This window comes from Enterococcus sp. DIV0358 (assembly GCF_051713465.1).
Lineage (GTDB): Bacteria > Bacillota > Bacilli > Lactobacillales > Enterococcaceae > Enterococcus > Enterococcus faecalis.
In genome coordinates, this window is sequence record NZ_JBIOPX010000001.1 from 974,481 (window position 1) to 986,806 (window position 12,326).

Sequence of the window (12,326 nt, forward strand, 5' to 3'; positions counted from 1 at the left end):
TTTCGACAAAAAAACCACGCGTACTGCGCGTGGAGGCCAGAGCTTTAGCGATAAAAACTCCTTTCGATATAATAGATAAAGGCTACCAACCGTTATCAAATCGAAAGGAGTTTTTGAATGTCGAACGACGATAAAAGTTTAGCACATACTCGTTGGAATTGTAAGTATCATCTTGTGTTTACACCAAAATATAGAAGAAAAGTAATCTATGGTCAATTGAGGCGAGATATAGGGAAAATACTAAGGAAATTGTGTGAGATGAAAGAAGTCGAAATCATTGAAGCGCATGCAATGCCCGACCATATCCATATGTTGGTAAGAATTCCGCCGAAGTTGAGTGTATCAGGTTTTATGGGTTTCTTAAAAGGAAGAAGTGCAGTAATCATTCATGAACGTCATGCGAATTTAAAATACAATTATGGAAATCGATCCTTTTGGTCAAAAGGCTATTATGTGAGCACTGTAGGATTGAACCAAAAAACGATAGCTAAGTATATACGAGAACAAGAAGCAGAAGATCGAATAAGGGATAGTATAAACAAAAGAGAGTATAAAGATCCATTTAGGAAGTAACAACTAGATAAGAATAGAATGGTAGCGGTTGGCAGTCTCTAAAAAAAGCTCCCTTAAAGGGAGCAGCAGGTAGCGAGCCCTTCTAGGGCTATTAAAAAGCCACCCGCTATGCGGGTGGATATTTACTTCAGAAAAATAAAAATATCTTCTGTATGATGGCACCTCACATTACGTGGTTCTTGATAAAAGGGCTATCTTTTTGGTAGATAGGGAAAACCATTAAGACGTTAAAAGTTTAATAAATCGAGCAATTCTCTTTTGTTAGAAAATAAGATAGCATCATTAATTAAAATACTTGGAACACTGGTTTCAATAATTGGTTGATTGGTAATAATCAAGTCAAATTCTTCGAGTCGATGGTCACCTAATTGTTCTTCCGTAATTGCTAACGTATTTGAACGAATCCGATGCAAAGCTAAAATATCGTGGACATAGTTTCCAATATATTGACTATGATTCAGGCCCATGTCGCTAATAATCAAAATCTTTTTTGAGTCGAAACTCTGGTTAATTTCTGGAAAAGTATTAAGCAACCAAAAAATATAAGAAGATGAATAGTTTAATAGATTTGTTTCTAAAAGAGCGGAAAAGAAATGCAATTCTGCTTTTAATCGTGCATATAAGTGAAGCTGAGTAAAATGAATTTGTCGAGTGAAAAAGGTGGCCCTTTGTGTCAATTCGGAGGTGTCAAAAGGCACTAATTGAGAAAACAAATAAAGACAGGTTAACAAGTGAACAGCGAAGTCGACGACTTCTTCTGTTAATTGTTCAATCTGTGAAAAAGCATTAAATTTTAAATTTTCACGTATTCTTTGACTGATGACTTCTTGGTCTTCGGAGTAGTATTGCTGAAAAGCGCCTCTTTGAAAATACCGGAGAACTTCTCGATAGGTCTCACGGCTGAGTCCAGTGAAATGACGACTGAGTAAAAGATAATCTTCCATTTTGATTGGACTCTTTTTATCTGTTTTTTTCTGGAAACGTTGTTGAAATCCTTGATGCTATCTTAATAAATCAACAATAAAATACATAATAAAGAAATCGTGTTCATAACTGTTATCCATACTAATAATATTTAATTGGCATTGATTACGACGCATTAATTGTTTGATTTCCTGCTTATCTAATTGATAAGGCAATTCATAATGACCATAATACATTAAAAAGAAAAAGGTTGTAAAAATACGTAAAGGCAATTCTTCTGTTTGGCTAGTTAATTGATAGCCTTGATCAACGATAACGCGAAGAGAGTAAGTTTCCAAGACCTGATTACACTGCTTCAATTTTCGAGCAAAAGAAGAGCGACTAATATTGATGGTATCGCAATAATATTCGATGGTTTTGCCAGGATTTTGGATAAACTCATGGAGCAATTGGGTGGTCGTTGACGTTTTTGCCATATCCGTCAGCACGTTTAAATATAAGGACACATTAAAGTTTTCTAAACGATAGCCTAATTTATGCGATGTTTTAATGGTTAAACTTTCGCCCCAACGCTGTTTAATCTCCTCAATATAACGAATAAAAGTAGACTCAGAACTACCAATATATTTTGCAAGTTCTTTTTTAGTCATCCATTTATCAGAAATGGATAAGACACGAATGATTTCTTCCATTTTCCGATAATTTTTTTCTAAAAACCTAATCATATTGTTTCCTCCCAAGTCCTTTACTTTAATGAAACAATCATCGAAACAATAACGCAATTTCAGAAATGAAACCGCTTGGTATGAAAGCTGGTGTGATTTAATGAGCTCCTTCTCTGTATAATAATTATCAGATTAGAATAATGAAATTTTACGTGCTAGGCAATTCTAATTTAACTGTTAATTCATAAAAGAAAGGAGAGAACAGACATTAAATTACTAAAGAAATTTGGGGTTTTCGGCGTAGTCTTTTTACTTGTCTCATCCTATTTCATACCGCTCATTGGCTATGCAGAAACAGCCAAAGAAGTTGAAATTACATCCGCTCAAATGATAACAGATGAGAATGATAAAACGAATATTAATATCGAGTTAAATCTTCTCAACCAAACAGAGCAGCCATTACAACGAGAAATTCAATTGAAAAATGCACAGTTCATGGATACTGCTGTAATTGAAAAAGACGGATATTCTTACCAAGTGACTAATGGTACGCTTTATCTGACTTTGGACGCACAAGTAAAAAAGCCGGTACAGCTTTCGTTAGCTGTTGAGCAAAGTTCGCTTCAAACAGCTCAGCCACCTAAGTTATTGTATGAAAACAACGAATATGATGTTTCAGTTACTTCTGAAAAAATAACAGTAGAGGATTCTGCTAAAGAATCAACTGAACCAGAAAAAATAACTGTACCAGAAAATACGAAAGAAACTAACAAAAATGATTCGGCTCCAGAAAAAACAGAACAGCCGACCGCAACAGAAGAGGTAACCAATCCATTTGCAGAAGCAAGAATGGCGCCAGCTACTTTGAGAGCGAATCTGGCACTACCTTTAATTGCACCACAATACACGACGGATAATTCTGGTGCTTATCCGACAGCTAATTGGCGGCCCACAGGCAATCAAAATGTGCTAAACCATCAAGGGAATAAAGACGGTAGTGCACAATGGGACGGCCAAACGAGTTGGAATGGGGACCCTACTAATCGCACAAATTCTTATATTGAGTATGGCGGTACAGGAGACCAAGCCGATTATGCCATCCGAAAATATGCTAGAGAAACAACAACACCAGGGCTTTTTGATGTATATCTTAATGTGCGTGGGAATGTTCAGAAAGAAATCACGCCATTGGATTTGGTCTTAGTCGTTGACTGGTCCGGTAGTATGAATGAAAACAATCGGATTGGTGAAGTACAAAAAGGAGTGAACCGTTTTGTTGATACATTGGCAGATAGCGGTATTACCAATAACATCAACATGGGCTATGTTGGCTACTCAAGTGACGGTTATAATAACAACGCCATTCAAATGGGACCGTTTGATACAGTCAAAAATCCAATTAAAAATATTACGCCAAGTAGCACTAGAGGAGGAACTTTCACTCAAAAAGCATTAAGAGATGCTGGTGATATGTTAGCAACGCCAAATGGACATAAGAAAGTTATTGTACTTTTAACGGATGGCGTCCCAACCTTCTCTTATAAAGTGAGTCGAGTTCAAACAGAGGCGGATGGTCGCTTTTACGGGACACAATTTACGAATCGACAAGACCAACCAGGTAGCACTTCTTATATCTCTGGTAGCTATAATGCGCCAGATCAAAACAATATCAATAAACGAATTAACAGTACGTTTATCGCCACGATAGGTGAGGCAATGGCCTTAAAACAACGTGGGATTGAAATACATGGATTGGGCATTCAATTGCAAAGCGATCCACGAGCTAATTTATCTAAACAACAAGTTGAAGATAAAATGCGCGAGATGGTGTCAGCCGATGAAAATGGAGACCTTTATTATGAATCCGCGGATTATGCACCAGACATTTCTGATTATTTAGCGAAAAAAGCCGTTCAGATTTCAGGAACGGTTGTAAACGGAAAAGTAGCTGATCCAATTGCTGAACCTTTTAAATACGAGCCAAATACATTATCAATGAAAAGTGTGGGTCCTGTTCAGGTTCAAACATTACCAGAAGTGTCGCTAACAGGCGCTACAATTAATAGTAATGAGATTTATTTGGGTAAAGGGCAAGAAATTCAAATTCATTATCAAGTACGTATTCAAACAGAGTCAGAAAACTTCAAACCTGATTTTTGGTATCAAATGAATGGTCGGACAACGTTTCAGCCATTAGCCACGGCCCCTGAAAAAGTTGATTTTGGGGTTCCTTCTGGAAAAGCACCTGGCGTGAAGTTAGACGTGAAAAAAATCTGGGAAGAGTATGATCAAGACCCAACAAGTCGGCCAGATAATGTGATTTATGAAATTAGTAGAAAGCAAGTAACTGACACAGCCAACTGGCAAACTGGGTATATTAAATTATCAAAACCAGAAAATGATACCAGCAATAGTTGGGAGCGCAAAAATGTAACCCAACTTTCCAAAACCGCGGATGAAAGCTATCAAGAAGTTCTTGGGCTTCCCCAATACAATAATCAAGGACAAGCTTTCAATTATCAAACAACCCGTGAATTAGCAGTTCCTGGTTACAGTCAAGAAAAAATCGACGATACTACTTGGAAAAACACGAAGCAGTTCAAGCCATTAGATTTAAAAGTAATCAAAAATTCTTCCTCAGGTGAGAAAAACTTAGTGGGAGCCGTCTTTGAATTGAGTGGTAAAAATGTTCAGACAACATTAGTGGACAATAAAGATGGTAGCTATTCCTTGCCAAAAGATGTGCGCCTACAAAAAGGGGAACGCTATACATTAACTGAAGTAAAAGCACCTGCAGGACATGAGTTAGGCAAGAAAACGACTTGGCAAATTGAGGTGAGTGAGCAAGGCAAAGTAAGCATCGATGGACAAGAAGTGACCACCACAAATCAAGTTATTCCATTGGAAATTGAAAATAAATTTTCTTCTTTGCCAATCAGAATTAGAAAATACACCATGCAAAATGGCAAACAAGTGAACTTAGCAGAGGCGACTTTTGCGTTGCAAAGAAAAAATGCTCAAGGAAGTTACCAAACTGTGACAACTCAAAAAACAGATACTGCAGGATTGAGCTATTTTAAAATTAGTGAACCTGGTGAGTATCGAATGGTGGAACAATCAGGACCATTAGGCTACGACACTCTTGCTGGAAATTATGAATTTACTGTTGATAAATATGGGGAAATTCACTATGCAGGCAAAAATATTGAAGAAAATGCGCCAGAATGGACACTGACACATCAAAATCATTTGAAACCTTTTGACTTAACGGTTCATAAAAAAGCCGATAATCAGACGCCACTTAAAGGAGCGAAATTCCGTTTAACAGGACCAGATACGGATATTGAATTACCAAAAGATGGCAAAGAAACGGATACTTTTGTTTTTGAAAACTTAAAACCAGGGAAATATGTCCTAACAGAAACCTTTACGCCAGAAGGATATCAGGGGTTAAAAGAACCAATCGAATTAATAATTCGCGAAGATGGTTCAGTCACGATAGATGGGGAAAAAGTAGCAGATGTTTTAATTTCTGGAGAGAAGAATAATCAAATTACTTTAGATGTTACTAACCAAGCAAAGGTTCCTTTACCTGAAACTGGTGGCATAGGACGCTTGTGGTTTTACTTGATAGCGATTAGTACATTCGTGATAGCGGGTGTTTATCTCTTTATTAGACGACCAGAAGGGAGTGTGTAATCAATGAAAAACGCACGTTGGTTAAGTATTTGCGTCATGCTACTCGCTCTTTTCGGGTTTTCACAGCAAGCATTAGCAGAAGCATCGCAAGCAAGCGTTCAAGTTACGTTGCACAAATTATTGTTCCCTGATGGTCAATTACCAGAACAGCAGCAAAACACAGGGGAAGAGGGAACGCTGCTTCAAAATTATCGGGGCTTAAATGACGTCACTTATCAAGTCTATGATGTGACGGATCCGTTTTATCAGCTTCGTTCTGAAGGAAAAACGGTCCAAGAAGCACAGCGTCAATTAGCAGAAACCGGTGCAACAAATAGAAAACCGATCGCAGAAGATAAAACACAGACAATAAATGGAGAAGATGGAGTGGTTTCTTTTTCATTAGCGAGCAAAGATTCGCAGCAACGAGATAAAGCCTATTTATTTGTTGAAACGGAAGCACCAGAAGTGGTAAAGGAAAAAGCTAGCAACCTAGTAGTGATTTTGCCTGTTCAAGATCCACAAGGGCAATCGTTAACGCATATTCATTTATATCCAAAAAATGAAGAAAATGCCTATGACTTACCACCACTTGAAAAAACGGTACTCGATAAGCAACAAGGCTTTAATCAAGGAGAGCACATTAACTATCAGTTAACGACTCAGATTCCAGCGAATATTTTAGGATATCAGGAATTCCGTTTGTCAGATAAGGCGGATACAACGTTGACACTTTTACCAGAATCAATTGAGGTAAAAGTGGCTGGAAAAACAGTTACTACAGGTTACACACTGACGACGCAAAAGCATGGATTTACGCTTGATTTTTCAATTAAAGACTTACAAAACTTTGCAAATCAAACAATGACTGTGTCGTATCAAATGCGTTTAGAAAAGACCGCTGAACCTGACACTGCGATTAACAACGAAGGACAATTAGTCACGGACAAACATACCTTGACTAAAAGAGCCACAGTTCGTACAGGCGGCAAGTCTTTTGTCAAAGTTGATAGTGAAAATGCGAAAATCACCTTGCCAGAGGCTGTTTTTATCGTCAAAAATCAAGCGGGGGAATACCTCAATGAAACAGCAAACGGGTATCGTTGGCAAAAAGAAAAAGCATTAGCTAAAAAATTCACGTCTAATCAAGCCGGTGAATTTTCAGTTAAAGGTTTAAAAGATGGCCAGTACTTCTTGGAAGAAATCTCTGCACCAAAAGGTTATCTTCTGAATCAAACAGAAATTCCTTTTACGGTGGAAAAAAATTCTTACGCAACGAACGGACAACGAACAGCACCGTTACATGTAATCAATAAAAAAGTAAAAGAGTCAGGCTTCTTACCAAAAACAAATGAAGAACGTTCTATTTGGTTGACGATTGCAGGCCTGCTAATCATTGGGATGGTAGTCATTTGGCTATTTTATCAAAAACAAAAAAGAGGAGAGAGAAAATGAAGCAATTAAAAAAAGTTTGGTACACCGTTAGTACCTTGTTACTAATTTTGCCACTTTTCACGAGTGTATTAGGGACAACAACTGCATTTGCAGAAGAAAATGGGGAGAGCGCACAGCTCGTGATTCACAAAAAGAAAATGACGGATTTACCAGATCCGCTTATTCAAAATAGCGGGAAAGAAATGAGCGAGTTTGATAAATATCAAGGACTGGCAGATGTGACGTTTAGTATTTATAACGTGACGAGCGAATTTTACGAGCAACGAGCGGCAGGCGCAAGCGTTGATGCAGCTAAACAAGCTGTCCAAAGTTTAACTCCTGGGAAACCTGTTGCTCAAGGAACCACCGATGCAAATGGGAATGTCACTGTTCAGTTACCTAAAAAACAAAATGGTAAAGATGCAGTGTATACCATTAAAGAAGAACCAAAAGAGGGTGTAGTTGCTGCTACGAATATGGTGGTGGCGTTCCCAGTTTACGAAATGATCAAGCAAGCAGATGGTTCCTATAAATATGGAACAGAAGAATTAGCGGTTGTTCATATTTATCCTAAAAATGTGGTAGCCAATGATGGTAGTTTACATGTGAAAAAAGTAGGAACTGCTGAAAATGAAGGATTAAATGGCGCAGAATTTGTTATTTCCAAAAGCGAAGGCTCACCAGGCACAGTAAAATATATCCAAGGAGTCAAAGATGGATTATATACATGGACAACGGATAAAGAACAAGCAAAACGCTTTATTACTGGGAAAAGTTATGAAATTGGCGAAAATGATTTCACAGAAGCAGAGAATGGAACGGGAGAATTAACAGTTAAAAATCTTGAGGTTGGTTCGTATATTTTAGAAGAAGTAAAAGCTCCAAATAATGCAGAATTAATTGAAAATCAAACAAAAACACCATTTACAATTGAAGCAAACAATCAAACACCTGTTGAAAAAACAGTCAAAAATGATACCTCTAAAGTTGATAAAACAACACCAAACTTAGATGGTAAAGATGTGGCAATTGGAGAAAAAATTAAATATCAAATTTCTGTAAATATTCCATTGGGGATTGCAGACAAAGAAGGCGACGCTAATAAATACGTCAAATTCAATTTAGTTGATAAACATGATGCAGCCTTAACTTTTGATAACGTGACTTCTGGAGAGTATGCCTATGCGTTATATGATGGGGATACAGTGATTGCTCCTGAAAATTATCAAGTGACTGAACAAGCAAATGGCTTCACTGTCGCCGTTAATCCAGCGTATATTCCTACGCTAACACCAGGCGGCACACTAAAATTCGTTTACTTTATGCATTTAAATGAAAAAGCAGATCCTACGAAAGGCTTTAAAAATGAGGCGAATGTTGATAACGGCCATACCGACGACCAAACACCACCAACTGTTGAAGTTGTGACAGGTGGGAAACGTTTCATTAAAGTCGATGGCGATGTGACAGCGACACAAGCCTTGGCGGGAGCTTCCTTTGTCGTCCGTGATCAAAACAGCGACACAGCAAATTATTTGAAAATCGATGAAACAACGAAAGCAGCAACTTGGGTGAAAACAAAAGCTGAAGCAACTACTTTTACAACAACGGCTGATGGATTAGTTGATATCACAGGGCTTAAATACGGTACCTATTATTTAGAAGAAACTGTAGCTCCTGATGATTATGTCTTGTTAACAAATCGGATTGAATTTGTGGTCAATGAACAATCATATGGCACAACAGAAAACCTAGTTTCACCAGAAAAAGTACCAAACAAACACAAAGGTACCTTACCTTCAACAGGTGGCAAAGGAATCTACGTTTACTTAGGAAGTGGCGCAGTCTTGCTACTTATTGCAGGAGTCTACTTTGCTAGACGTAGAAAAGAAAATGCTTAATTTCTAGCATCACCGAAGAAATTTTTAGAAAAACAAAGAGGTCGGAACAGAAGTGTTTAGCTCCGAGAACTCTCAAGGACAAAACTGCGACGAGTCTTTGACGAGAAAACACCTTAGAAGTTGTTGAGATCGGAGCAACGCGTAGCGTTGATTCTGTTTCCGCCGTTTATCAGTTTTTAAGCCTGGGCCAATCACTGTCCCAGGCTTTCATGCTTTATTTTTAAGGAGGAAGCAATGAAGTCAAAAAAGAAACGTCGTATCATTGATGGTTTTATGATTCTTTTACTGATTATTGGAATAGGTGCATTTGCGTATCCTTTTGTTAGCGATGCATTAAATAACTATCTGGATCAACAAATTATCGCTCATTATCAAGCAAAAGCAAGCCAAGAAAACACCAAAGAAATGGCTGAACTTCAAGAAAAAATGGAAAAGAAAAACCAAGAATTAGCGAAAAAAGGCAGCAATCCTGGATTAGATCCTTTTTCTGAAACGCAAAAAACAACGAAAAAACCAGACAAATCCTATTTTGAAAGTCATACGATTGGTGTTTTAACCATTCCAAAAATAAATGTCCGTTTACCAATTTTTGATAAAACGAATGCATTGCTATTGGAAAAAGGAAGCTCCTTGTTAGAAGGAACCTCCTATCCTACAGGTGGTGCGAATACACATGCGGTCATTTCAGGCCATCGTGGTCTCCCTCAAGCCAAATTATTTACAGATTTGCCAGAATTAAAAAAAGGCGATGAATTTTATATCGAAGTCAATGGGAAGACGCTTGCTTATCAAGTAGATCAAATAAAAACCGTTGAACCAACTGATACAAAAGATTTACACATTGAGTCTGGCCAAGATCTCGTCACTTTATTAACTTGCACACCGTATATGATAAACAGTCATCGGTTATTAGTTCGAGGACATCGTATCACATATCAACCAGAAAAAGCAGCAGCGGGGATGAAAAAAGTGGTACAACAACAAAATTTACTATTATGGACATTACTTTTAATTGCCTGTGCGTTAATTATTAGCGGCTTCATTATCTGGTACAAGCGACGGAAAAAGACGACCAGAAAGCATGGAAATTAACGATTCGTATAATAAAAGTGACTATGTTTTTATTTTTTTAAACCCTTTACGTAGTAAATCAATGACCAAACCTAAGCAAAAATAAGTACAAAAATGAAGCCCAGAAGAAATCAACATTCTGGTTGTTAAAGGCTGCTGGGAATAATAAGTATCCAGCACAGGCGTTTGGTGAATAATAGAAAAACCTAGAAAATCTGTAAGGGCCAATAGAAATCCCTTACTATCATATCCAGAAAACCAAAGTAGTATGACGAAAAGGCTAAACATACTAAAAAAAAGAGTAAAAAAATAGCTTTTCAATTTTTAATCCTCCTTATCGTGCATAATTGAACCAGAGAAACAGAAGTATTAACGAAATAACTAAAAGAGCAAGCCCTGAATAAAAAGCGACAAAGGGCCAATCAATCGACTGTTTAAATTCCTGCCAAGTTTGGATTTTTCTGTTTTTTTTCGCGCTATCCTCAAGCGTGAGTAAATAATTCAATAGTAAGAGGAGCAGCAACACCGTGAAATCATTTGTGGTAAAAAGCACATGTAAAAATAGAATGACAAAGACAACACGGGATAACACTCGATTCCGCAAAATTAAAAATAACTTAGCACGCATAATAAACCACCATTTCTTATCAGAGATAATGAATCTGTTTTTGTCTACTCTTTAGTTATATCATAAAATTCTTAATAATGAAAAAATGATTCGAGAAAATAATTGAAAAAAAGTTTTTTTCCTGAATCATTATTTTCGTAAATAAAGAATAAACGTGTTACTCTTGGCTTATCAAATTTGGAAGGAGTGTTAAAAATGAAATATCTGGATATTATTGCTTTAATTTTATTGATTGTCGGAGGTTTAAACTGGTTATTAGTTGGTGCATTTAATTTTGATTTAGTTGCAACAATTAGTGGCGGTGCAACCACACCATTAGCAAAAATTATCTATATTATTGTCGGAATTTGTGCGATTTATTCTATTAAGTTTTTAGCTCCTTTGTTCCGCGAACCATAGGATTGATTTAAAAGATTTAGATAACGTGAAGTTATTTTGACTTAGCAATTGAGAGTTTCCTTGAAAAAGGGGACTCTTTTTTTATTTTCTATATTCGTTTCAGAAGGTTTAGACAAGCTCAAAAAATATTTCAAGAGAGCTGCGTTGTTTTCAAAATAGAACCTAGCATTACCTCGAACGTACCTCAAATAACCTGTGTCTTTTTTTGAATCATTAGTTCAAATTGATGTGATCACTAGTGAGAAAAATCAGCTCTAGGATATATAGGAAAATATAAGCATCAAATAGGGATTTTGATGATAAATTATCTTTTTCCTTGTTATGATTATAACAAGGAAAAGAAAGTAGGGATTTATTTATGGAATTACAGGTGACAAAAAAGGCTAAATTTTTTTGTTTGGCGATGGCATTACTAATGACATTAGGCATTTTTATCAGCGCTGGAACAAGTGTTTATGCATCTGACCAGCTAGAGGATTCAGAAGTTGAGGCTGTAGCAAAAGGACTGGAAGAAATGTATGCGAATGGAGTGACGGAAGATAACTTTAAAAACTATGTCAAAAATAATTTTGCTCAGCAAGAGATTTCTTCAGTTGAGGAAGAGTTAAATGTAAATATTTCTGATGCTTCAACAGTAGTTCAAGCACGTTTTAATTGGAATGCATTAGGAAGTTGCGTTGCTAACAAAATCAAAGATGAGTTTTTTGCAATGATTAGTATCAGTGCAATTGTAAAAGCTGCACAAAAGAAAGCCTGGAAAGAATTAGCAGTGACTGTATTACGCTTCGCTAAAGCCAATGGTTTAAAGACGAATGCTATTATTGTAGCTGGACAACTAGCTTTATGGGCAGTTCAATGTGGGCTAAGCTAATGAATTTAAAAGATCATGTTACGGAAATAGTAATTACTTTTATCATCGCTTTTGTGTATACTTGGATAGATTCAGGAGAAATTGAAATCTTAAAAACTCTTTTGATAACAATAATATTTTTAGCCATGTTCTATGCAATACCCAAAATCACCAATAGAAAAAGAAAATGAAGTGGTTTTAGA

The 12,326-nt window shown here is 36.8% G+C and carries 10 protein-coding genes and 1 pseudogene; 8 read left to right on the forward strand and 3 right to left on the reverse strand.

Annotated elements, in window-relative coordinates:
* Positions 1-117: 117 nt before the first annotated feature.
* The gene (tnpA, locus tag IGK70_RS04895) at positions 118-573 is read left to right on the forward strand and encodes an IS200/IS605 family transposase (protein WP_000063801.1); all 456 of its coding nucleotides are present in this window, start codon (positions 118-120) and stop codon (positions 571-573) included.
* Between the two features lie 227 nt (positions 574-800).
* On the opposite strand, the pseudogene IGK70_RS04900 reads toward tnpA, so the two are convergent.
* Positions 801-2,222: pseudogene (locus tag IGK70_RS04900) on the reverse strand (helix-turn-helix domain-containing protein).
* Between the two features lie 174 nt (positions 2,223-2,396).
* Between IGK70_RS04900 and ebpA the strand changes: the two are divergent.
* From ebpA to srtC, 4 genes are all read left to right on the forward strand, one after another.
* The gene (ebpA, locus tag IGK70_RS04905) at positions 2,397-5,861 is read left to right on the forward strand and encodes an endocarditis and biofilm-associated pilus tip protein EbpA (RefSeq protein WP_162783031.1); all 3,465 of its coding nucleotides are present in this window, start codon (positions 2,397-2,399) and stop codon (positions 5,859-5,861) included.
* Between the two features lie 3 nt (positions 5,862-5,864).
* Positions 5,865-7,295, forward strand: coding sequence for an endocarditis and biofilm-associated pilus minor subunit EbpB (ebpB, locus tag IGK70_RS04910; RefSeq protein ID WP_104855636.1), 1,431 nt, complete (start codon positions 5,865-5,867; stop codon positions 7,293-7,295).
* Positions 7,292-9,175 carry an endocarditis and biofilm-associated pilus major subunit EbpC gene (gene ebpC / locus IGK70_RS04915; protein ID WP_002360608.1) on the forward strand — a complete coding sequence of 628 codons (1,884 nt, stop codon included), beginning with the start codon at positions 7,292-7,294 and terminating at the stop codon, positions 9,173-9,175. The genes ebpB and ebpC overlap by 4 nt, the downstream gene beginning before the upstream one ends.
* Before the next feature lie 234 nt (positions 9,176-9,409).
* Positions 9,410-10,267, forward strand: coding sequence for an Ebp pilus assembly class C sortase (gene srtC / locus IGK70_RS04920; RefSeq protein WP_002375215.1), 858 nt, complete (start codon positions 9,410-9,412; stop codon positions 10,265-10,267).
* 21 nt (positions 10,268-10,288) lie between these two features.
* Here the strand turns inward: srtC and IGK70_RS04925 are convergent, their stop codons facing one another.
* Together IGK70_RS04925 and IGK70_RS04930 are read right to left on the reverse strand one after the other, a co-directional pair.
* Positions 10,289-10,567: a hypothetical protein gene (locus IGK70_RS04925; RefSeq protein WP_002363681.1), complete on the reverse strand. Its 279-nt coding sequence runs from the start codon at positions 10,565-10,567 to the stop codon at positions 10,289-10,291.
* 13 nt (positions 10,568-10,580) lie between these two features.
* Positions 10,581-10,874, reverse strand: coding sequence for a hypothetical protein (locus IGK70_RS04930; protein ID WP_002358125.1), 294 nt, complete (start codon positions 10,872-10,874; stop codon positions 10,581-10,583).
* Positions 10,875-11,069: 195 nt separating this feature from the next.
* On the opposite strand from IGK70_RS04930, the gene IGK70_RS04935 reads away from it, so the two are divergent.
* The 3 genes from IGK70_RS04935 to IGK70_RS04945 all read left to right on the forward strand — a co-directional run bounded on the left by IGK70_RS04935 (position 11,070) and on the right by IGK70_RS04945 (position 12,314).
* Positions 11,070-11,273: a DUF378 domain-containing protein gene (locus IGK70_RS04935; protein ID WP_002381996.1), complete on the forward strand. Its 204-nt coding sequence runs from the start codon at positions 11,070-11,072 to the stop codon at positions 11,271-11,273.
* 358 nt (positions 11,274-11,631) lie between these two features.
* Positions 11,632-12,144, forward strand: a complete 513-nt coding sequence (gene entV / locus IGK70_RS04940; protein ID WP_002358120.1) for an enterococcin EntV — start codon at positions 11,632-11,634, stop codon at positions 12,142-12,144.
* Positions 12,129-12,314 (forward strand): hypothetical protein, encoded by a 186-nt coding sequence (locus IGK70_RS04945; RefSeq protein ID WP_002384733.1) that lies wholly within the window; start codon positions 12,129-12,131, stop codon positions 12,312-12,314. Before entV ends, IGK70_RS04945 begins: the two co-directional genes overlap by 16 nt.
* Positions 12,315-12,326 lie beyond the last annotated feature (12 nt).